The organism is Chryseobacterium capnotolerans (genome assembly GCF_021278965.1).
GTDB lineage: Bacteria > Bacteroidota > Bacteroidia > Flavobacteriales > Weeksellaceae > Chryseobacterium > Chryseobacterium capnotolerans.
Window position 1 is genome coordinate 165,632 of record NZ_CP065589.1, and the last position, 20,433, is coordinate 186,064.

Sequence of the window (20,433 nt, forward strand, 5' to 3'; positions counted from 1 at the left end):
AAAATGTCATCAGACTACGAATCTCATCAATTTTAAATTTTGTATCTTTGCACTCATTAAAAAGCTCTTTGAATGTTAGGAAGACGACAAATTCGTGAAAAAGTAGTACAGGCGGTGTATTCATACTATCAGAACCCTGTAAAATTTGATGTTTTAGAGAAAAACATGTTCGCTGGAATAGAGAAAATCTATTATCTCTATATCTATCAGCTTAATTTTTTAGTAGGTCTAAAAGAATTAGCTGAACATCAAATTGAAATCGGTAAGAATAAATATCTTAAAACCGATGCTGATATTAATCCTAACCAAAAATTCATCAACAACCAGGTATTGCTTAAGCTGGAAGAAAATCCAGAGAGATTATTCTTCACAGGTCAGCACAAGCAGTTGAAGTGGGATATGCATGATGATTTATTGGTAAAGACTTTCCAAAGAATTACTGCTGGAAAACGTTACCAGGATTTCATGAAAGAAGAAGGATTTTCTTTTGAAGAGGATCAGAAGTTTATCGGGAAATTATTTTTAAGATATATTGCTGAAAATGATGATTTCCACGATTATCTTGGAGATAAAGAACTTTCATGGTATGACGATATCCATATTGCCAATTCCATGGTACAAAAAACAATCGGGTTCCTAAGAGAAGATGAAGAAAGCAGAACTTTAATCAAAATGATTAAAGATGAAGATGACAAAACTTTCGCGGCAAAATTATTGAAAGATACCCTGAACAACTGGGAAAACAACGAGAAAAAGCTGGAAGAAAGATTGGAAAACTGGGATCTTGAAAGAATTTCCCTAATGGATAAAGTAATCCTTTCAACTGCTATTGCTGAGCTTGATAACTTCGCCTTCACCCCTTCAAGAGTAATTATTAATGAATATATTGAGATTGCAAAAGTGTTTGCTACAGACCGTTCGAATATCTTCATTAATGGTATTTTAGATAAATATTGTAAAGATCAAAATAGAATATAAAATGAAAAAGACGTTATCAATTATCGCCTTGTCAATTATAGGCTTTGGATTAGTTTCTTGTAAAAAAGAAAACAAAGAAACTCAAAGCGCTGATGCAGTCACTACTGACTCTACGGCTGCAGGAACTCCTGCACCAACTGATTCTACAGCTGCACCTGTAACAGGAGAAACTCCTGCTGCACCGGTTTCTAACGAACCATCTACTTCTATTGCTTTATCTGAAAGCAACTTCGATTTTGGAAAAATTAAAAAAGGAGATAAAGTAGAGCACGTATACGAAATTACCAATACAGGGAAAAATCCTTTGGTTATTTCTGAAGTGAAGCCTGGATGTGGATGTACAGCTCCTGATTTTACAAAAGAGCCTATCATGCCAGGTAAAAAAGGAAAAATTACATTACATTTTGACTCTTCAAACTTTGATGGAAACGTTCAGAAATATGCAGATGTTTTTGCAAACGTAGAAAAGTCTCCAATCAAATTAACGTTCACTGCGAACATTCAACCATAATTTAAAAAATATGTTAACATTATTTTTACAGGCACAGCCACAAGGTTCTTCATCTATGATGCTGATTATGATGGGTGTGATGTTTGTAGGGTTTTATTTCCTGATGATCAGACCACAAATGAAGAAGCAGAAACAGGAAAAAAACTTTCAGGAAGAACTTAAGGTAGGAACCAGAGTTGTGCTTACTTCAGGTCTTCACGGAAGAATTGCTCAGGTTCAGGATGACGGTTTTGTTATCGAAACATTATCCGGAAAACTGAAGTTTGAAAAAGCTGCTGTTTCCAGAGAAATGACTCAAAGTCGTTTTGGAGATAAAGCAAAAACTGCCGATAAACCAGCAGATAAAAAGAAATAGAAACTGAAGAAAAAAAATAATTTAATTCAGTTTGAAAATATTTAGCTGCGGCGGGTGAACGAAGTTCACCCGCCGCAATTTTTTTATATATAATTACATATTTGTTAAGGACATCTCGATTAAAAACCTGTATGTGCCATTCTGAATGAAGCGAAACATAATCAAGAATCTGAGAATGATAAGTTTCCCAAAAGCATCATAAGTATATCAATCCATTTGTATGGCTATCCATGAAATTAATAGTCAATAAAAAATTATCTTTGCCTTATGAATCAAAACACAGGCAAAACAGTTCTCATTCTAGGCGCTAATTCAGACGTAGCGAAGCAATGCATCATCCAATACCTTGAAAAAGGATTTTCTGTGATAGCGGCCTCCAGAAACACAAAATCATTAGAAGATTTTATCGTGTCAAATAGTTTGGATCAGAACAAAGTAACGGTTTTGTATTTTGATGCTGCAGATTTTAATTCTCATCAACAGTTTTACCGTGAACTTCCAGTAAAACCTCATATTGTAGTATATTCGGCAGGATTTCTCGTTGATAATCAAAAAGCTTTGAGAGATTTTAAAGGAGCCAAGCAAATGATGGAGGTTAATTATATGGGGGGCGTTTCTATTCTGAATATAATTGCGATGGACGAAAGCAATAAAAACCTGGAAAGAATCATAGGTCTATCTTCCTTATCCGGAGTGAGAGGCAGAAAAAGTAATTTTGTATATGGAAGTACAAAGGCTGCATTTACCCAATATCTGGCGGGATTAAGACAAGAATTGGCTTTCAGAAAAATTACAGTGAATGTTTTGGTGATAGGGTATATCCGTACAAAAATTAATGAAGGACTAGAATTGAATGAATCCTTAATCATGGAACCGGATTATGTGGCAAAATTCATTGTGAATGCCGGAAATTCCTTTACCATCGTTCCTAATTTTAAATGGAAAATTATTTATCATATCCTGAGACTTTTACCGGAAAGCCTGGCTGCAAAACTGCCATAGCTTTTTAATTTTTAAGGTTGAAAATTTATTTTAAGGAAGATTTTTCCCTTGAAAAGAGACTTCGGTATTTTTTTTGTAATGATACCCCCGAATTATTCTTCCCGCAAGATTCAATTTCTAAAATAATCATTGAGTAAGCAGAAATTATCTGTTCTGCTGTCAATCTATTGTGATGCATATAACCATTGATTTTAACTTCCAAAGAGTTAAGGTTACATTTTTTTTGAAAAAACGATGCTTTCTCTTCAGATTCATTTTGAAATCTTGTCGTTCAAGGAACGAATATCTATAGTAATATATAAAATAAGTAGTATAAAAAATGGACGATTTACAATTGAACAACATTCAAAAACATTGGGATACCTTAATAACTTCAGCCATTTCATGGGCTCCGAGAATCTTTACAGCCGTGGTTTCTGCATTATTGATTTACCTGATCGGATCATGGATGATCAGAATCATTAAGAAACTTGTTGCGAAAGGTTTCAAAAAACGTAATATGGAAGCTTCTTTACAGCATTTCCTACTTAATATTATCAATTGGGGGCTTAATATTCTTCTCTTTATTGTAGTAGTTACTCAATTAGGAGTGCAGACTTCTGCCTTTGTAGCCATGATTGGTGCTGCAGGTTTAGCGGTAGGTCTGGCTTTACAGGGATCTTTGACAAACTTTGCTGGTGGAATCCTTATTCTATTATTAAAACCATTTAAAATAGGAGATTTTATTTCCACTAATTCTGGTGTTTCAGGAACAGTAGATGCTATTGATATTTTTCATACGAAACTGATTACTCCACAAAATCAATTAATCATTATTCCTAATGGAGTGGTTTCTAATAACAGTATTACCAACTTTACTCAGCTAGGAACAAGAAGGACCTCTCTGGATATTGGAGTTGCTTATGATGCAGATCTTAAACAGACGAAAGAAGTTTTGATGAAAGTAATTCATAAGAATCAATATGCTCTTTCCGAGCCAGCACCTCAGGTAATGGTAACTGCATTAGGAGATAGCGCGATTAATCTATCTGTGAGAGTGAGTGCCAATACAGAAAATTTCTGGAAACTGAACGAAGAACTTATCATTGATTGTAAAGAAGCTTTAGATCAGGCTGGAATCGGAATTCCTTTCCCACAGAGAGATATCCATGTTTACAATAAATAGTTCTTTAAAATAATTTAAACAAATAATAAAAAACTCCTGTATTAAAGTAATGCAGGAGTTTTTTATTATAAAATGATGTCTAGTCCTGAAATATCGATACACAAAAACAAATCGTTATGGAAGAACAATTAAAATCAGAGTACATCAAACGTACACAGAAAGATTACAGTTTAAGTTTAAAACTTCAAATAGTAAAAGAAGTTGAATCCGGAGAATCTACCATTAGTACTTGTCGCAAGAAATATGGTATACAATCTCACGGGACTATTTTAAATTGGCTCAGAAAATATGGTAACTTTGATTGGGAAAACCAAAGACCTTATGCCATGGAAAACTCACCACCCGAACAATCGATGACTTCCGCAGTAAAGAAAAAGAAACTTTGATTTTTACTTGTGGATTGTTAGGGTTAAATAGACAAATCTATTATAGAAGTATCAAGCGTACAAAAATTTGTAGGAACAGGGCTTCAGAGGTTGTAGAGCTGGTAGAGAGTATTCGTGTTAAAATGCCCCGATTAGGAGGCAGAAAACTATATTTTATGTTACAAGAATCCCTAAGCTCTATGAAAGTGGGAAGAGATAAGTTTTTTGATATCCTAAGAGCCAATCACTTATTAATTGCACCTAGGAAAAATTATCATGTTACTACCAACTCCCATCATCGCTTCAGAAAGCACAAAAATTTGATTCTGGACTATCAGATCACAAGGCCCAACCAGGTTTGGGTTGCTGATATTACTTACATAGGAAACAGAAAAGATCCAAGCTATTTAAGCTTAATAACTGATGCTTATTCAAAGAAAATAGTGGGGCATTTTGTAGCAGATAATTTAAATACAGAAAGTAGTCTTATAGCATTGAAAAGAGCTTTAAAGAATCACAAAGGTATGGTAGGCTCATTAATCCATCATTCTGATCGTGGCTTACAATACTGCTCGAATGAATATCAGAAAGTTTTGCAAAAACATCAATTAAAATGCAGCATGACACAGAACTCAGATCCTTATGAAAATGCAGTGGCAGAGAGGATAAATGGTATTTTGAAGCATGAATTTAATATTGATAGACATCATATAAGCAATGCTTTAAGAAGAAAATTAGTAGATGAATCCATTGAAACCTATAATAATCTACGTCCTCATTTTTCAAATTATTATTTAACCCCAAATCAAATGCATAAACAGACAAAAATTAGAATGAGAACTTATAAAAATAAAAACCAAAGCAAAAAAAACTTTGCTCTGGTTTAATTATCTATTTTTGTCCTATAATCTTTATCAGATTTTCAGGACTAGTCATGATATTTTTTACTTTTCTTTCTTTGCATATTGTTCAAGAAACCCAATGAGAGTCTTATAATCATTTTCCTTAAAGTCATTTTCGGTAAAAATAAAATGAAGGCTGTTATTAAGAATACCTAAAATAAGGTATTTATCCACAAATTTATAGCTGGTTTTATTCCATACAGCTCCCATTGTACTCAATGAATTTTCTATAGTAATACTATCTTTATTAAGAATTACAACACTGTATTTTTCATCCTTTCGTTTAATATCATTGATTTGTTCTTCCATGAGTTCATGAAACTTCTTTTTGCGTGTGAAATATTGATAAAGAAGCAAGAAGATATAACCCAGAAAAATAAACCCTGCATATCTGAATACAGTAGAAGCAGGATTACTGTTAATAAACTTTGATTGAGAAAAAAAGCCTAGAAACAGAAATATTATCGAGTATATAATTGATTTTTTAAGTTCAGTAAACCCATTTTTCCATTTGTAGCGGAAGAAAAATTGTTGTTGCTCGCGTTCTGCATTTTCATTAAAAGGAACTTCCAGTTTAATAGGTTCGTCCATAATTATAGTTTTGGGCAAAAATATAGAAAATAATCAATATTCTTTGATGATTTTCAGTGCAGATCAGAATAAGTTCGATTTATATTTAATCCTTTCCTATAAGCCAGAATACGATAATTTATCCAAGCTAAAGAATATGAAAAGGAAGTTCTTTTTGCCAAATGACAATTGTTTTTACATTCTACTTTTATACCTTTACTTTTCCACATTCTGTGGATAAAATAATATGGAAGAGCTTTTCAATTACATCAAAAAATTCGGATTATTAAAACCACAGGATGAACTTCTGATTGCAGAGGGTATTCAGGAAATTGCTGTAAAGAAAGGCGAAATTTTTGTAGAAGCAGGAAAAGTAAGTCAAAAGATTGCTTTTGTTAAAGAAGGAGTATTCCGGTCTCTGTATTATAATAAAGAGGGTGATGATTTTACCCGTTATTTTATTTATGAAGGTCGTTTTATTGGAGACTTTCAGGGGTTTACCGATCAGCTTCCTGCTCATGAATACATAGAAGCAATTACCGATGCCGTTTTACTTGTTATTGATCTTAGTCACTTTAAAATATTAGAGGAAAAAATAGCAATATGGCCTGTTTTATTTGCCCGTATTCATGGTTTTGTTGCTGAGAATAAGCTTAAAGTGGCAAGCATTATGCTTAATCAGGATGCAAAATCCAGGTACATTCATTTTCTCACTCATTATCCGGGATTAGCCAATAGGGTTCCCCAATCTATGCTGGCCTCTTATCTTGGGGTGACGCCTTCGTCGTTGAGCAGGATCAGGAGAACGATCAATGAGTAATACAGTCTTCTCATAGTAAAATACAAGGTCTCCGATCTTCTTATTTTTTGTTTAATATATACATGCGAATGGTAAATTCAATAGGAATGGACTTTAGCTCATTCTATTATTAACAAAATATTCCATCGGCTTTTAGCCAAAACCTATTAAACCCCAAAAATAAATTTCGGATCAAATTCATAAATATTTGTATTATAAATTCCTGCAACACACGTTTTTGCCAAATGACAATGGTCTCTCTTTTAAACTGCCATAGCTTTGCATCATAAAAATAATGATATGGATATTGTATTAGGACTTCAATGGGGAGATGAAGGAAAAGGAAAGTTTATTGATCTTATCAGTGAAAATTATGATATTGCAGCCCGTTTTAATGGTGGCTCGAATGCTGGCCACAGTATTGAAAGAAACGGTAAGAGAATCACTCTTAAAATGATTCCTTCAGGAATTTTTATGCAGGGAGTACAGAATGTGATCGGGACGGGAACTGTTCTTGATCCTGTAAGCTTTAAAAATGAAATTCTGAATCTAAAGAAGTTTGATGAAACGCTTCAGCCAGAGAAAAATCTGATTATTTCTAAAAAGGCTCATTTTGTTCTGCCTACTTATAAGCTTATGGATATTTTCATGGAAGAAAATCCGGCTTATACAACCATAGGAACAACAAAGAATGGAATTGCTCAGGCGTATTCCAATAAAATTTTAAGACAGAATGTAAGAATTGGAGATATGTATTTACCGGATTTTGAGGAAAAGGTAGATCATATTCTGAAGAGAGACTATCAGTTTTTGGCTGATGGAGGAATGGAATTACCATCTTTAGAATCAATTCGTGAAGAATTTTTTAACTCGGTAGGGTTTTTAAAGCAATTCAATTGTGCAGAAACTGACTTATTCCTTAACAAAGCTTTAGCTGAAGGAAAAACAATATTAGGAGAAGGATCTCAGGCCACATTATTAGATATAGATCATGGTACTTATCCTTATGTAACTTCTTCTTCCACGATTGCATCTGGAGCTTGCAGTGGATTGGGTATTTCTCCGAAAAAGATCGGTGAGATTTATGGTATTGCCAAAGCTTATTGTACAAGAGTAGGAAACGGAATATTCCCAACGGAGTTGTTTGATGAGATGGGTGAGGAAATCAGAATAAAGGGCAATGAATTTGGTTCTAACACTGGTCGTCCGAGAAGAACAGGATGGTTAGATCTTCCTGCTTTACGATATGCAGTAATGATCAATGGCGTTACCCAATTGGTTCTGACTAAAGCGGATGTTTTAAGCGGATTAAAATCAGTAGCAGTTTGTACTCATTATGAGTTGGAGGATGGAACTATTGAAACCACTGCCGGAACACTTCCTGAAAATGCTAAACCTGTATTCCAATGGCTGGAGGGCTGGAATGCTGATTTTTCAATGATTAAAGATCCTTCTGCTCTTCCACAGGAATTGATGAACTTTCTTTCCTTTTTGGAACAAGAAGTAGGAGTTCCGGTAACCTACCTTTCTATCGGTCCGGGAAGAGAAGAGATTTTGAAAATGAGATAGATATCTTGAGCACTATTGTTGATCAGTAGAAGAAATTTTATTTTTTATATAATTGAACTTTGAAGTCGTTATAATTCCAATGGTACTATCAGTTGAGTACTTCCTGGAGACAATAATGTATTTATTTTCCTCATAACAATGTTGAATAACTTCGATAGGAATTGATTCATTATTTTCAAAAGTAATATATCCTAAATAAGATTCACAATGAAAACGCCCTGGATCACCTTCAAATTTTGTGAAAAGGTCAGCGGCATCTTCCTGAACGAAAGAAAATCCGTTGATTTCTACTAAGAGAATCTTATTTTCTTTCAGCATTTTTTGAAAGTCTTCTTTTATAAGTGCTTTGCTGCCTACAATACAGGCAATGCTTAATGAAAGGCATAAACCGAATATGGATTGGTATTTTGAAGATTTTACTTTAACTTGATTTATTGTGTTGGGAGGATGATATATTATTTTTTTTAGTAGGATCAGTATTATAGATATTGCAATTCCTAAAAATGATACATATTTAATTAAAGTAAGTATCTGAATAAAAATTTCCATAGTATAAAAAAGCGGGGCAAATACCCCGCTTTAAATTTATGCTTTTAAATCTAATTTTAACTCTAGTTCATCAAGTTGTGCATCAGCAATGGAAGCCGGCGCATCAATCATTACATCACGCCCGGAATTGTTCTTAGGGAATGCGATATAATCTCTGATCACTTCATTTCCATCAAGGATCGCTACCAAACGGTCAAATCCGAATGCTAAACCACCATGTGGCGGTGCTCCGTACTTAAATGCATTCATTAAGAATCCAAACTGAGCTTCTGCTTCTTCTTTTGAGAATCCTAACAGGTCAAACATTTTAGATTGAAGATCTCTGTCGAAAATTCTGATAGATCCACCTCCGATTTCGTTACCGTTAAGTACCATATCATAAGCGTTGGCTCTTGCTTTTCCAGGATCTGTTTCCAGTAAGTGAATGTCTTCAGGTTTTGGAGATGTGAAAGGGTGGTGCATTGCGTGATATCTTTCAGTGTCTTCATCCCATTCTAATAGAGGGAAGTCAACAACCCAAAGTGGTGCAAATACGTTTCCTTTTCTTAACCCTAAACGGTTACCAAGCTCCATTCTCAATGCAGAAAGCTGAGCTCTTACTTTGTTCTCGTTTCCAGAAAGAATCAACATTAAGTCACCTTCTTTAGCTCCGAATTTTTCAATGATTTTCGCTAAATCTTCTTCGTTATAGAATTTGTTTACCGATGAGGTTTTCACTCCGTCATTCTGGAATTTAACCCAAACCATTCCTGAAGCACCAATCTGTGGACGTTTTACCCAATCCACAAGCTCATCAATCTGCTTTCTTGTATAGTCTGCACATCCTTCAATATTGATTCCGACAACCAGTTCAGCTTCATCAAATATTTTAAAGTCTTTTCCTTTTACAAGCTCGTTCAATTCTACGAATTCCATCCCGAAACGGATATCCGGTTTGTCATTTCCGTATTTTCTCATTGCATCTGCGAAGGTCATTCTTGGGAAATCTCCAAATTCCTGACCTGTAATATCTTTGATAAGCGTTTTGGTCATTCCTTCGAAAACGTTCATTACGTCTTCCTGCTCTACAAAAGCCATCTCACAATCTATCTGTGTAAATTCCGGCTGTCTGTCGGCTCTTAAATCCTCATCACGGAAACATTTTACAATCTGGAAATATTTATCCATTCCACCTACCATCAAAAGCTGTTTGAAAGTCTGTGGAGACTGTGGAAGAGCATAAAACTGTCCCGGGTTCATTCTGCTCGGAACGACAAAGTCTCTTGCCCCTTCCGGAGTAGACTTAATCAAAACAGGAGTTTCCACCTCAATAAAACCTTCATCAGATAAATAATTTCTTACTTTCTGAGCCATTTTATGACGGAAGATCAATTTATCTTTTACAGGATTTCTTCTGATGTCCAGGTAACGGTATTTCATTCTTAATTCTTCCCCACCATCAGTTTCATCTTCAATAGTGAAAGGTGGAAGCTGAGAATCATTCAGAATGGTTAGTTTTTCAACTAAAATCTCAATTTCTCCTGTAGGAATATTAGGATTTTTACTTACTCTCTCAATTACTTTTCCAGTAGCCTGAATAACGAATTCACGGCCTAATTTTTTAGCTTCTTCCATTAATTGTGCAGAAGAACGCTCCTGGTCCAATACCAGCTGGGTAATTCCGTAACGATCTCGAAGATCTACCCAAATCATAAATCCTTTATCACGGATAGTCTGTACCCATCCAGATAGTGTAACTTCTTCATTCAGATTTTTCAGAGATAGCTCTCCGTTGGTGTGTGATCGAAACATAATTATTTGTTTAAAGTTCAATGTTTAAGGTTCAGCTTAGAACCTTTTTTTACGTTTGCAAAGATAAGATTTTTGAAGGTTTTTAAAACAAAAAAACTTCCGAAAAGGAAGCTTTTGAATATTGGGTTTGTCTTTTAATGGACATTTATGTAAAAAATAAAGATGAATTTTATTCCAGAAGTTTGATGATTTCCGGTTTTTCATATTTTCGGGCATAATCCAGTGCTGTATATCCTTTGTCTGTTTTGGTATCCTTTTTAGCACCATTGGCCAGAAGTTTTTTAGTGAAATCTGCATGACCATACTTAGCAGCAAACATTAATGGTGTTTTTCCGTCACAAGCTTTTTCCAGATCTGCTTTTTCCTCAATAAGTTTTTGAAATACTTGCTGGCTGTTCATTTTTATAGCCAGCCCCAGTAAAGTATAACTATTATTTTCTATTTGATAGCAGGTATTCATATTTTCTTTGTTGATAATTGTTGCAAAATAAGCAGTATTATCATATTTCAGCATTTGCTTATGCTCATGGGTTAGCTCTTGGCTATAGCTAATAGCAGAGAATATTATCAATAGGGAAAGAAATGTTTTTTTGAGTGTTTGAAATTGTTTCATAGTATTGATTTTTATGGTTTGAATTCTAATATATCACCTGGCTGGCAGTCCAACGCAGTGCAAATGGCTTCTAAGGTTGAGATTTTTAAAGCTTTGGCTTTTCCGGTTTTTAAAATGGAAAGATTAGCCTGAGTAATACCTATTTTTTCTGCCAATTCCTGAGACTGCATTTTTCGTTTGGCGAGCATTACATCAATATTGATAATGATAGGCATAATTATATTGTTAAGTCGTTTTGTATCTGTAATTCGTATCCCTTTTTAAAGAACTCTATGATGAAGAGAATAACAATTCCCATGGATAGATGAATTAATATAAACATGGGATCAATATCATACACAGATTGATTTATAAAGTATAGAGTGATTGAAAACAGCGGGATAAACAGAATATTAAGAAAGGCAAACTGCTTTAGTGAACGAATTACCTCCTTGTTAAAAATAATATCATTGCTCATTCCTTTAAATATTTTAAATAAATAAAAAGTGAATACACTGTAGAACCCTAAGAAAAATAGAATAGAAAATAGAGTATGTAAATTATAATCTCCTGTAGTAACGGAATCGGAGAATGGTATGCTGAATTGAAATTTTAAAGAATCAGAAACAGGTTTTCCTCCTTCGTTATTGAAATTACCAAGCTTAAATATCTCAGATAAATAATCTGTACCAGTATTCTGATTGATGTAAATGACCATAAATCCAAAGAGGAGATAGCCTAAATACAGCAATTGACCAATGCATCCTATGAGCAGTATTTTATTTAAGATTGTAGATAGTGAATTTGTTCCAATGAGTTTCATATACTGTTATTTTGTTGTAAATGTATAAATAATTATCGTATTACAATAAAAAAATATTGTTTTTTTGCTCTTGTTATATTGTATAATATTAATTCTTACCATCAATACACCAGTATTTATTAAGCAGATCATATTTTTTAGCCTGAAAAACTTTCCATATGCTAATCCGTAATTGTTTCTGAATGAATATTTTTGTATTTCAAACAAAGAAGAATTATGGCAAAGTATATTGACTTTATTAAAAAAGCCTTTAGTGGAGAAGAAACTGATTTTACAAAAGTAAATATCAGGAGTGCTGTTCTGCTTCTTGCCATTCCTATGATGTTGGAAATGGCGATGGAGTCAGTATTTGCATTGGTAGACTTGTATTTTGTAGGACATCTGAAGGAGAGTGGTTTTGCCATTCAGACGGTGGGGCTTACTGAGTCTGTACTTTCCATTATGTATTCTATCGCGATCGGGATGAGTATGGCTGCAACAGCGATGGTAGCGAGAAGAATTGGGGAGAAAAACCCTGAACAGGCATCCAGAAGCGCAGCACAGGTATTGCTGGTTTCATTTGCAATTACGCTTGTTCTAAGCATTTTAGGCGTTGTATATGCCGAAGAAATTCTGATTCTGATGGGATCAAGACCGGAAGCCGCTGCTTATGGAAAAAACTTTACGAGAATTATGATGGGAAGCAGCACAATCATTATGCTTTTATTCCTTATCAACGGGATCTTCCGAGGAACTGGAAATGCAATGATTGCTATGAAAAGTTTATGGATTGCGAATATTGCCAATATTATTCTCTGTCCTGTTCTTATTAAAGGATTGGGGCCAATTCCGGCAATGGGACTTACAGGAGCGGCGTTGGCTACTACTATTGGAAGAAGCATCGGGGTAATGTATCAGCTGTATCATCTTTTAGTGGCAGATACACAGATCAGAATTAAGCTCCCTTACTTTAAAGCAGATACAGCATTAATTAAATCTATCATAAAAATTGCAACTCCCGGAATTTTTCAGTTTGTAATTGCTTCGTGCAGCTGGATTTTTCTGGCTGAACTGGTAGCCACTACAGGAGGTGAAAATGCTTCGGCGGGGTATCAGACTGCTTTAAGATTAATGATGTTTTTTATGCTTCCGGCTTGGGGACTTAGTAATGCAGCATCCACTTTGGTGGGACAAAATATGGGAGCTAATGAAATGCTAAGAGCAGAACAGTCTGTAATGAAAACTGTGAAGTATAATGTGATCTTCATGGTAATTGTAAGTTTAATATTTGTTCTTTTCGGTAATTTCTTAGTAGGCTTCTTCACTCAGGAAGTAGAGATTAAGGATTTTGCTAAAAATGCACTGTACATAATGAGTATAGGGTTTATTTTCTATGGAATCGGGATGGTGATGATTAATGCATTCAATGGGGCAGGGGATACCTGGACACCAACTTGGGTGAATCTATTTGGATTCTGGCTGTTTCAAATTCCTTTAGCTTATTTTCTTTCCAAATATCTGGAAATGGGACCTAAAGGAGTATTTATCTCCATTCCAGCTGCAGAAACTTTGATTACTGTTGTTGCCTTTATTCTGTTTAGAAGAGGAAAGTGGAAAACCGTTAAAGTATAAGTAAGAAAGCGGGAAGATGGTTGCTGGGGGTTGATGAAGGTTAAAGTACAAATTATCATCTTTTATTGTAATAGATTGATCAAGCTAATATCACATTAACGACTGACAGAACTTCCATCTTCCAGCATCCATCTTCCTTACCTAAATATTTGCATTTTAGGCATGTATTTCCTAAATTCGTAATAACAACAAATATTTATTACTATGGGAAAGGGAGACAAAAAATCCAGAAGAGGTAAAATCAATTCCGGAAACTATGGAAAAAGAAGACCTAGAAAGGCTTCAAAATCGATTGTAGCCTCAGAAGAAAAATCTAAAAAGTAATGACAATAAAAAAGACCGGAGAAATTTTCTCCGGTCTTTTTCTATGACAAATTAAATTAATTATTTCCCAAAAATATTTCCAAGAATGCTTCCTAATCCGCCATTGCCTTGTTGCTGTTGGTTTCCACCACCGCCAAGTACGCTTCCTAAGATATCATTCAATGGGTTTCCTGATGACTGAGACTGCCCACTACCTAAAACACTTCCAAGAATGTCATTTAATGGGCTAGATTGTTGGGTCTGTGCCTGGTTAGAAGCATTTCCTAAAATCCCACCTAAAAGATCTCCTAAACCTCCGGCTCCAACATTGCTCTGTTGTTTTTGTTGTCCGATGTATCCCATAACAACTGGTGCCAACATAGCAAGAATAGGTCCTATCTTGTCAATTGAGATCCCTGTGTTTTGTGATAACTGGTTTTCTACTGTACTTTTTTGTCCGCCAAAGATATGATCAAGTATAGATCCGCCTTCAGCCTGTCTGGCTTCAATTTGTGATGGATCGTTTAAAATACTTCCGTTATGGTCTTTATCTAGAGCACTGTTTAATGCTTCAGCTTCCTTAGCATCTTGAGATTTATTTCTAAGATAAGAAATGATAAGAGGAGTAGCTACTGCTAATAAAGCAATTACCTGATTTCTATTGATTCCGAATTTGTTTTCAGCCTGTTCAGCAACCTGGTTGCTAGTGTTCCCTGTAAGTAGGTCTATTAAGCTCATTGTTTGTGTTTATTAAAGTATTAATTGACTCAAAGTTATCAAAAAATATGCCTCACAAAATACTTCAGATTCATAATTATTGTTAAAGTTTCCTGATCTCTGTTTTGAAGCATCCTATCCCTTTTTAAGAAAGATGGTTTTTCTAAAAAACTGAGAATTATATAAAATTTATCAATAAATGCTTTTACAAAAACTTAATCTTTAATTCTTTACAATCGGAACATTAGAGCATGCTTCACCAAACATCAAAGATTTTACAAGAGGTTTTAGCTGCTCCACCAGCTCTATATAAGCATTTTCAGGAATTTCCTTATCTGAACATCCCTTTACCAATACTCTTTTTCCTCTCATGTCTTCAAAATCATAGGTCTGGATGGCATTATGCATCAGAATAACTTCTAAATCTTCTTTGCTTCCAAATACGATTTTTTTTGCAACATCTGTAAGCTTGGCCGTCAGTACAAAATAAGCCCACAGCGGAATAATAGTATCTACAGAATTGTAAATATAAATATAAGAATCTCTGTATTCTTCAACATTAATGGCTTCTACTTTTTCACGGAAATCTTTCTCTTTCAGGATCATCTCCTGAAAAAGAAAATCTTTAAGGTCAATACCTTTTCTTAGTCCTTTGGGAAGAAGAGTAGCAAGGTCAAAATTCACAAGGCCGCTTTCAGCAACTTTATTTCGGATTTCAAATTCTTCTGACATTTTTATCATTATCTTTGAACAAATTTACGAATTAAGATCAATATACATTTTAATTTGTTCTCTATCCTTACTATAGAAACTGACCATAATTGACAGCAAAAGGCTGTTTCTGGCGGTTATTAAAACAAATAAAGATTTCGAAAGAAATGAAATATTACATTATTGCAGGAGAAGCTTCCGGTGATCTTCATGGAAGCAATTTGATGAAATCCCTCAAACAAAAAGATCCGAATGCTGAGTTCAGGTTTTGGGGAGGTGACTTAATGGAAGCTCAGGGCGGGACATTGGTAAAACATTACCGTGATCTGGCGTTTATGGGGTTTCTGGAAGTGGTCATGAATCTGAGAACGATTTTGAATAACATCAAATTCTGCAAAGAAGATATTCAGAATAACAGACCTGATGTTTTAATTCTGGTAGATTATCCGGGATTTAATTTAAGGATAGCCAAATTTGCCAAGGAATTAGGTATTAAGGTAATTTATTATATTTCACCCCAGCTTTGGGCCTGGAAAGAAGGAAGAGTAGAGATCATCAAAAAGTATGTGGATGAAATGATGGTTATTCTTCCGTTTGAAGAAGATTTTTACAGAAAGCATGGCGTTCATTCGCACTTTGTAGGTCATCCTTTACTGGATGCGATCTCTGATCTAAAGGAAATCAGTATTGATGGGTTTAAAAAAGAAAATGGATTAAACGAAAAAGAAATTATAGCCCTTTTACCAGGTTCCAGAAAACAGGAAGTGGAAAAAATGCTTGAAATTATGCTTTCCGTAAGACCACATTTTAAAAATTATCAGTTCGTGATTGCTGGGGCGCCAAGTCTTCCTAAAGATTTTTACGAGAAATATGTAGATGATAATGTACATTTTGTTTCGAACAGAACCTACGATCTGCTCAGATGCTCAAAAGCAGCTCTGGTAACTTCCGGAACAGCTACGTTAGAAACAGCTCTACTGAATATTCCTGAAGTGGTATGTTATCGTGGAAGTGCGGTTTCTTATGCAATTGCTAAAAGGCTTGTGAAAAATATCAATTATATTTCATTAGTGAACCTTATCATGGATAGAGAAGTCGTGAAAGAACTTATCCAGAGCGATTTGAATACTGAGAATCTGGTAGACGAACTCAATAAAATTTTAGAAGGAGAAAAAAGAGAACAGGTCCTTAACGATTATAGCCTTTTGAGAGAAAAGCTTGGCGGAAAAGGAGCCAGTGATCATGCTGCTGATGTGATTTTAAAAGTCTGAGAAGAATATATATCCTCTATTACCATGAAGCATTTGAAGAATTTTCTATTATTAATTGCCTGTACAATTTTCTCATTAAGTTTTGCTCAAAAAGAAGCAGTATCAAGAGATAAAGTCCAGATTTTCTATTATGGCTGGTACGGAAACCAAAAAACAGACGGAAGTCTACAACATTGGAATCATGAAATTATCCCGCATTGGAATAATCCTAAATGGAATAATCTCGGACATTACAAAGGCGGAGATGATATTGGTGCGAATTTTTACCCGGAATTAGGGAATTATAGCTCCAATGATAAAATAATCATAGAGAAACATCTGAAGATGATTAAAGAATCTGGTGCAGGAGTTGTCGTGGTAAGCTGGCTGGGAAAGGATTCTTTTACGGATAAAAGTTTAATGAAATATCTGGATGTCGCAGACCGTTTAGGATTAAAAATAGCATTTCATATAGAGCCGTTCTATAAAACAATCACTGAACTTAGAGATCAGCTTTCTTATCTTGTTAAAACATATGCTCATCATCATGCTTTTTACAAAAAAAATGGAAAACCTTTATATTATGTCTATGACAGTTATAAAATAGCACCGGAAGAATGGAAGAAGTTGCTTTCTAGAAATGGAGAAAAAACAGTACGAAACACAGCTTTAGATGCTTATTATATTGGGCTATGGGTAGAAAAAAATGATTCTTCTTTTTTCGATACTGCAGGATTTGATGGGTTCTATACTTATTTTGCCAGTGAAGGTTTTGTTTTTGGAAGTACAACTTCCAATTGGGAGTATATGGCTCAATATGCAAAAGATCGTGATCTTATTTTTATTCCATGTGTAGGTCCTGGTTATTCCGATACAAGAATCAGACCTTGGAATGAAGCTAATTTTAAAAGCAGAGAAGGTGGAAAATATTATGAAAGAATGTTTGATGCTGCCATTAAAATGAATCCTGAATTAATAGGCATTACCTCATTTAACGAATGGCATGAAGGAACCCAGATAGAGTCTGCAATTCCTAAAAAGACAGACCGTTTCACCTACGAAGATTACGGCAAAGATCCATGGATGTATATCAAAGAAACAAAACGTTTGACGGATAAGTTCTTGAAAAGAAAGTAAAACTTTTTCGTATAAACTTAATTTCATAGCAAAAAAATAAGCGCCCTGTTAATCTCTTTGAAGTTTGCAGGGTGTTTTATTTAGTAATTACAGTGATAATAATCTATGAATCAATTTCCTATATTGGTAATATAATTAATTGAAATTGAATAAACAACCACTGTTGATCTTAGCCATATGCTTTATTCTTGGAATTTTTTTTCAGGATCAACTTTTATTGGAAAGGGAAGGGATCTATGGTATTGCGATTATGAATGTTGGGATTTTAATTTCTCTATTTTTTACTACATATTTTTTATATAAAACCAGGGGCATTCTTTTGGGAATATTGTTCTTTGGGATAGGTGTAATTCTTCATTTCTGTAATTCTTTGCCTCAAAAGAATGATATACCTGTGAATAAAAGCGAAACTATTGTTTTTAAAATTTCACAGAAATTAAATTCAACAGAAAAGTATAAAAAGTATGAAGGGATAGCTCAATGGGAGCAAACTATTTTTAAATCAGTTATTTATATTCCAAAAAATCACGAAGATTTAGATGGTAAGCATTATTACAAGGCTGAAGCCTATATTGTGAAACCCCAGAAGCCTCAATATGATTTTCAGTTTAATTATGCACAATATCTGAAACGGAAAAATATTGATTATCAAACCTATATTTCGAAAAAGTTTTCCTTAGTGGAGCGGAATGATTTAAGTTTTACAGAGCGCATCAGGCAATACAGGTTCAATGTTCTGAAGAAAATTAACAAAACGGAAATGTCCGCTAATACCAGAGAGTTTCTAAAAGGAATTATTCTGGCAGACCGGACCGAAATGGATGCAGCCACTGTACAGGATTTTAACAGATCCGGGTTAGTTCATCTATTGGCGATTTCAGGAACTCACATTGTCATTATTTTTGGACTTTTTTATTTTTTGATGATCCGTTGTATTCCTTTGCAATTCAGGAAATATTCCATTGTTTTAAGTTTGGTGTTTATTTGGCTTTTTGCGTTATTTATAGGGTTTGGAAATTCAGTGCTGAGGTCATGCATCATGTTAAGTGTGTATTTTGTGTTTGTATTATTGCAGAGAAAGCCGGACTTGCTGCATTCATTGGCATTATCAGCATTTATAATTCTTATTTTGGATACTCAGCAGCTTTTTGATGTGGGATTTCAGCTTAGTTTTGTAGCAGTATTAGGGATTTTTTTGTTGAATCAGCCGCTTCTGAAGTATTTCCCAAGAGCTGATCATTATTTCAAAAAATTGATTTTTAATACCATTACAATATCCATATCAGCACAGTTGGCAACACTACCGCTGGTTCTGTATTATTTTCATCAGTTTTCATTTGTTTCTGTGGTAGCGAACTTCTTTATTGTTCCATTTTCAGAAGTGATTATTGTGTTTTCATTTCTGATGACGCTCCTTATCACCTTTGGTCTCGATTTTAGTTTTATTGATCATTTGTATGATAATGTGATCCAAATACTTCTAAAGATTATTCATTGGTTTGCTGAAGCAGATGCATTCTTGATTAAAAATATTTCCATGACTCTGCCTGAAGTTTTGTCGATATCAATAGCTGTCTACCTGCTTAGAGCATTGATTTTAAAGATAAACTTTAAAAATTCAATGAATCTCATAATCGCTGTTTTAGTCTTCTTTATAATAAGGGTTGGGTGTGATGTTATTGAAAATCAGAGTGATGAAGTGCTTGTACATACCTTTGGTAAGGATAAAATATTATCAATGAAAAAAGGAAATAAAGCCTTTTTTTGGATTCCAGATATGGCACTAAAAGAAAAGGTTTCACGATTTATTATCGAGCCTTATTGCTCTTCCAGAAGAATAGATCATTTGGAGATAAAGAAGATTCCTTTTTCAACTAAAAAAATAGTTTTTGAAGATAAGGTGTATGAAATGAAATAAGGATTTTTGTTTTTTTACTTTCCTTTATTTATAACGTGTAAGGCTCTTATTTAGAAAGATTACAAACTGTCTAATTGTGAGATTTCTCACTTTTCGATATTGTTAACATTTCTTAATTTTGTGGGAAATTCAAATTTAAACTTATATGGCAGGTTTAACGAGTTCTACGATAGGTAGAAAATACGCTATGGCATTATCAGCTATGTTTTTGCTGATTTTTCTTATACTGCATTTGACAACCAATTTGTTATCAGTTCTAAACAGAGATGCATTCAATACAGCATCTGAGTTTATGGGCTATAATCCTTTTGTGCAGTTCTTAATGCAGCCTATTCTTGGTTTTGCAGTAATTTTCCATTTTGCGATGGGATTTGTATTGGAGATCAAGAATAATAAAGCGCGTCCAGTAAAGTATGCATCAAACAATGCAGCTGTAAATTCAACATGGATGTCCAGAAATATGATTATTTCCGGAGCTGTTGTGTTGGCTTTCCTGGCGCTTCACTTATATGATTTCTGGTTACATGAAATCAACTATAAGTATGTAGAGGGAATAGCTCCTGATTCAGAACGTTTCTGGCCAGAGCTTCATGAGAAGTTTGCTGACCTTTGGAGAGTCGCTTTGTATGTGATCTCTTTTGTACTATTGGGCTTACACTTAGCTCATGGATTCCAGTCTTCATTCCAATCTATTGGAGCAAGACATCCAAAATATACGCCTGTGATTAAGGCTTTCGGAACATGGTATTCTATACTTATTCCGGCAGGATTTATCATCGTGGCAGTTTTTCATTTTATAACTCAATAATATCAAT

Annotated in this window: 23 protein-coding genes; 15 read left to right on the forward strand and 8 right to left on the reverse strand. The window is 34.4% G+C overall.

All coding sequences use genetic code 11. The annotated features are described in order from the left end of the window. Positions 1-72 precede the first annotated feature (72 nt). From H5J24_RS00705 to H5J24_RS00735, 7 genes are all read left to right on the forward strand, one after another. Complete coding sequence (locus tag H5J24_RS00705) at positions 73-978, forward strand: transcription antitermination protein NusB (protein ID WP_068944825.1); 906 nt, start codon at positions 73-75, stop codon at positions 976-978. Between the two features lies 1 nt (position 979). Beyond that, on the forward strand, positions 980-1,489 hold the full coding sequence (locus tag H5J24_RS00710; protein ID WP_068944824.1) for a DUF1573 domain-containing protein: 510 nt from the start codon (positions 980-982) through the stop codon (positions 1,487-1,489). 10 nt (positions 1,490-1,499) lie between these two features. Then, a complete protein-coding gene (yajC, locus tag H5J24_RS00715) occupies positions 1,500-1,844 on the forward strand; it encodes a preprotein translocase subunit YajC (protein WP_232815967.1) in 345 nt (114 codons plus the stop codon). A gap of 267 nt (positions 1,845-2,111) precedes the next feature. Continuing rightward, entirely contained in the window at positions 2,112-2,846 is a 735-nt protein-coding gene (locus H5J24_RS00720) for an SDR family NAD(P)-dependent oxidoreductase (protein WP_068944822.1), read from the forward strand. Positions 2,847-3,165: 319 nt separating this feature from the next. Further along, entirely contained in the window at positions 3,166-4,011 is an 846-nt protein-coding gene (locus tag H5J24_RS00725) for a mechanosensitive ion channel family protein (protein ID WP_068944821.1), read from the forward strand. 116 nt (positions 4,012-4,127) lie between these two features. Beyond that, complete coding sequence (locus tag H5J24_RS00730; RefSeq protein ID WP_068944820.1) at positions 4,128-4,397, forward strand: hypothetical protein; 270 nt, start codon at positions 4,128-4,130, stop codon at positions 4,395-4,397. 14 nt (positions 4,398-4,411) lie between these two features. Continuing rightward, positions 4,412-5,263, forward strand: a complete 852-nt coding sequence (locus H5J24_RS00735; RefSeq protein WP_068944819.1) for an IS3 family transposase — start codon at positions 4,412-4,414, stop codon at positions 5,261-5,263. 57 nt (positions 5,264-5,320) lie between these two features. Here H5J24_RS00735 and H5J24_RS00740 read toward each other — a convergent pair whose 3' ends face one another. Then, complete coding sequence (locus H5J24_RS00740; RefSeq protein ID WP_068944818.1) at positions 5,321-5,869, reverse strand: hypothetical protein; 549 nt, start codon at positions 5,867-5,869, stop codon at positions 5,321-5,323. A 226-nt stretch (positions 5,870-6,095) separates the two neighbouring features. Here H5J24_RS00740 and H5J24_RS00745 point away from each other — a divergent pair, with 226 nt between their 5' ends. Both H5J24_RS00745 and H5J24_RS00750 read left to right on the forward strand, forming a co-directional pair. Further along, on the forward strand, positions 6,096-6,668 hold the full coding sequence (locus H5J24_RS00745; RefSeq protein ID WP_068944817.1) for a Crp/Fnr family transcriptional regulator: 573 nt from the start codon (positions 6,096-6,098) through the stop codon (positions 6,666-6,668). Between the two features lie 279 nt (positions 6,669-6,947). Then, a complete protein-coding gene (locus H5J24_RS00750; RefSeq protein ID WP_068944816.1) occupies positions 6,948-8,216 on the forward strand; it encodes an adenylosuccinate synthase in 1,269 nt (422 codons plus the stop codon). 12 nt (positions 8,217-8,228) lie between these two features. Here the strand turns inward: H5J24_RS00750 and H5J24_RS00755 are convergent, their stop codons facing one another. The 5 genes from H5J24_RS00755 to H5J24_RS00775 all read right to left on the reverse strand — a co-directional run bounded on the left by H5J24_RS00755 (position 8,229) and on the right by H5J24_RS00775 (position 11,971). After that, complete coding sequence (locus tag H5J24_RS00755; RefSeq protein ID WP_068944815.1) at positions 8,229-8,765, reverse strand: hypothetical protein; 537 nt, start codon at positions 8,763-8,765, stop codon at positions 8,229-8,231. Positions 8,766-8,801: 36 nt separating this feature from the next. Next, positions 8,802-10,556, reverse strand: a complete 1,755-nt coding sequence (gene aspS, locus H5J24_RS00760) for an aspartate--tRNA ligase (RefSeq protein WP_068944814.1) — start codon at positions 10,554-10,556, stop codon at positions 8,802-8,804. A 169-nt stretch (positions 10,557-10,725) separates the two neighbouring features. Further along, entirely contained in the window at positions 10,726-11,169 is a 444-nt protein-coding gene (locus H5J24_RS00765) for an ankyrin repeat domain-containing protein (RefSeq protein WP_068944813.1), read from the reverse strand. 11 nt (positions 11,170-11,180) lie between these two features. Continuing rightward, positions 11,181-11,384 carry a helix-turn-helix domain-containing protein gene (locus H5J24_RS00770; protein WP_068944812.1) on the reverse strand — a complete coding sequence of 68 codons (204 nt, stop codon included), beginning with the start codon at positions 11,382-11,384 and terminating at the stop codon, positions 11,181-11,183. 2 nt (positions 11,385-11,386) lie between these two features. Further along, positions 11,387-11,971: a DUF2975 domain-containing protein gene (locus H5J24_RS00775; RefSeq protein WP_068944811.1), complete on the reverse strand. Its 585-nt coding sequence runs from the start codon at positions 11,969-11,971 to the stop codon at positions 11,387-11,389. A gap of 216 nt (positions 11,972-12,187) precedes the next feature. On the opposite strand from H5J24_RS00775, the gene H5J24_RS00780 reads away from it, so the two are divergent. Continuing rightward, on the forward strand, positions 12,188-13,582 hold the full coding sequence (locus tag H5J24_RS00780; protein ID WP_068944810.1) for an MATE family efflux transporter: 1,395 nt from the start codon (positions 12,188-12,190) through the stop codon (positions 13,580-13,582). Positions 13,583-13,786: 204 nt separating this feature from the next. Beyond that, positions 13,787-13,906, forward strand: coding sequence for a 30S ribosomal protein THX (locus H5J24_RS00785; protein ID WP_068944809.1), 120 nt, complete (start codon positions 13,787-13,789; stop codon positions 13,904-13,906). 60 nt (positions 13,907-13,966) lie between these two features. Here the strand turns inward: H5J24_RS00785 and H5J24_RS00790 are convergent, their stop codons facing one another. Further along, positions 13,967-14,623, reverse strand: coding sequence for a DUF937 domain-containing protein (locus H5J24_RS00790; RefSeq protein WP_068944808.1), 657 nt, complete (start codon positions 14,621-14,623; stop codon positions 13,967-13,969). A 201-nt stretch (positions 14,624-14,824) separates the two neighbouring features. Continuing rightward, positions 14,825-15,334: a DUF2480 family protein gene (locus H5J24_RS00795; RefSeq protein ID WP_068944807.1), complete on the reverse strand. Its 510-nt coding sequence runs from the start codon at positions 15,332-15,334 to the stop codon at positions 14,825-14,827. Between the two features lie 146 nt (positions 15,335-15,480). Between H5J24_RS00795 and lpxB the strand changes: the two genes are divergently transcribed. The 4 genes from lpxB to H5J24_RS00815 all read left to right on the forward strand — a co-directional run bounded on the left by lpxB (position 15,481) and on the right by H5J24_RS00815 (position 20,426). Next, entirely contained in the window at positions 15,481-16,584 is a 1,104-nt protein-coding gene (gene lpxB / locus H5J24_RS00800; RefSeq protein WP_068945219.1) for a lipid-A-disaccharide synthase, read from the forward strand. A gap of 24 nt (positions 16,585-16,608) precedes the next feature. Then, positions 16,609-17,700: a glycoside hydrolase family 99 protein gene (locus H5J24_RS00805; protein WP_068944806.1), complete on the forward strand. Its 1,092-nt coding sequence runs from the start codon at positions 16,609-16,611 to the stop codon at positions 17,698-17,700. 163 nt (positions 17,701-17,863) lie between these two features. After that, positions 17,864-19,618 (forward strand): ComEC/Rec2 family competence protein, encoded by a 1,755-nt coding sequence (locus H5J24_RS00810; protein WP_232816357.1) that lies wholly within the window; start codon positions 17,864-17,866, stop codon positions 19,616-19,618. 145 nt (positions 19,619-19,763) lie between these two features. Further along, positions 19,764-20,426, forward strand: coding sequence for a succinate dehydrogenase cytochrome b subunit (locus H5J24_RS00815; RefSeq protein WP_068944805.1), 663 nt, complete (start codon positions 19,764-19,766; stop codon positions 20,424-20,426). Positions 20,427-20,433 lie beyond the last annotated feature (7 nt).

Coding starts and splice junctions, on each gene's coding strand:
- H5J24_RS00755 (WP_068944815.1), bottom strand. CDS start 8,765: ATGGAAATTTTTATTCAGATACTTACTTTAATTAAATATGTATCATTT.
- H5J24_RS00795 (WP_068944807.1), bottom strand. CDS start 15,334: ATGTCAGAAGAATTTGAAATCCGAAATAAAGTTGCTGAAAGCGGCCTT.
- yajC (WP_232815967.1), top strand. CDS start 1,500: ATGTTAACATTATTTTTACAGGCACAGCCACAAGGTTCTTCATCTATG.
- H5J24_RS00745 (WP_068944817.1), top strand. CDS start 6,096: ATGGAAGAGCTTTTCAATTACATCAAAAAATTCGGATTATTAAAACCA.
- H5J24_RS00785 (WP_068944809.1), top strand. CDS start 13,787: ATGGGAAAGGGAGACAAAAAATCCAGAAGAGGTAAAATCAATTCCGGA.
- H5J24_RS00770 (WP_068944812.1), bottom strand. CDS start 11,384: ATGCCTATCATTATCAATATTGATGTAATGCTCGCCAAACGAAAAATG.
- H5J24_RS00730 (WP_068944820.1), top strand. CDS start 4,128: ATGGAAGAACAATTAAAATCAGAGTACATCAAACGTACACAGAAAGAT.
- H5J24_RS00710 (WP_068944824.1), top strand. CDS start 980: ATGAAAAAGACGTTATCAATTATCGCCTTGTCAATTATAGGCTTTGGA.
- H5J24_RS00750 (WP_068944816.1), top strand. CDS start 6,948: ATGGATATTGTATTAGGACTTCAATGGGGAGATGAAGGAAAAGGAAAG.
- H5J24_RS00805 (WP_068944806.1), top strand. CDS start 16,609: ATGAAGCATTTGAAGAATTTTCTATTATTAATTGCCTGTACAATTTTC.
- aspS (WP_068944814.1), bottom strand. CDS start 10,556: ATGTTTCGATCACACACCAACGGAGAGCTATCTCTGAAAAATCTGAAT.
- H5J24_RS00790 (WP_068944808.1), bottom strand. CDS start 14,623: ATGAGCTTAATAGACCTACTTACAGGGAACACTAGCAACCAGGTTGCT.
- H5J24_RS00765 (WP_068944813.1), bottom strand. CDS start 11,169: ATGAAACAATTTCAAACACTCAAAAAAACATTTCTTTCCCTATTGATA.
- H5J24_RS00725 (WP_068944821.1), top strand. CDS start 3,166: ATGGACGATTTACAATTGAACAACATTCAAAAACATTGGGATACCTTA.
- H5J24_RS00815 (WP_068944805.1), top strand. CDS start 19,764: ATGGCAGGTTTAACGAGTTCTACGATAGGTAGAAAATACGCTATGGCA.
- H5J24_RS00775 (WP_068944811.1), bottom strand. CDS start 11,971: ATGAAACTCATTGGAACAAATTCACTATCTACAATCTTAAATAAAATA.
- lpxB (WP_068945219.1), top strand. CDS start 15,481: ATGAAATATTACATTATTGCAGGAGAAGCTTCCGGTGATCTTCATGGA.
- H5J24_RS00780 (WP_068944810.1), top strand. CDS start 12,188: ATGGCAAAGTATATTGACTTTATTAAAAAAGCCTTTAGTGGAGAAGAA.
- H5J24_RS00740 (WP_068944818.1), bottom strand. CDS start 5,869: ATGGACGAACCTATTAAACTGGAAGTTCCTTTTAATGAAAATGCAGAA.
- H5J24_RS00720 (WP_068944822.1), top strand. CDS start 2,112: ATGAATCAAAACACAGGCAAAACAGTTCTCATTCTAGGCGCTAATTCA.
- H5J24_RS00705 (WP_068944825.1), top strand. CDS start 73: ATGTTAGGAAGACGACAAATTCGTGAAAAAGTAGTACAGGCGGTGTAT.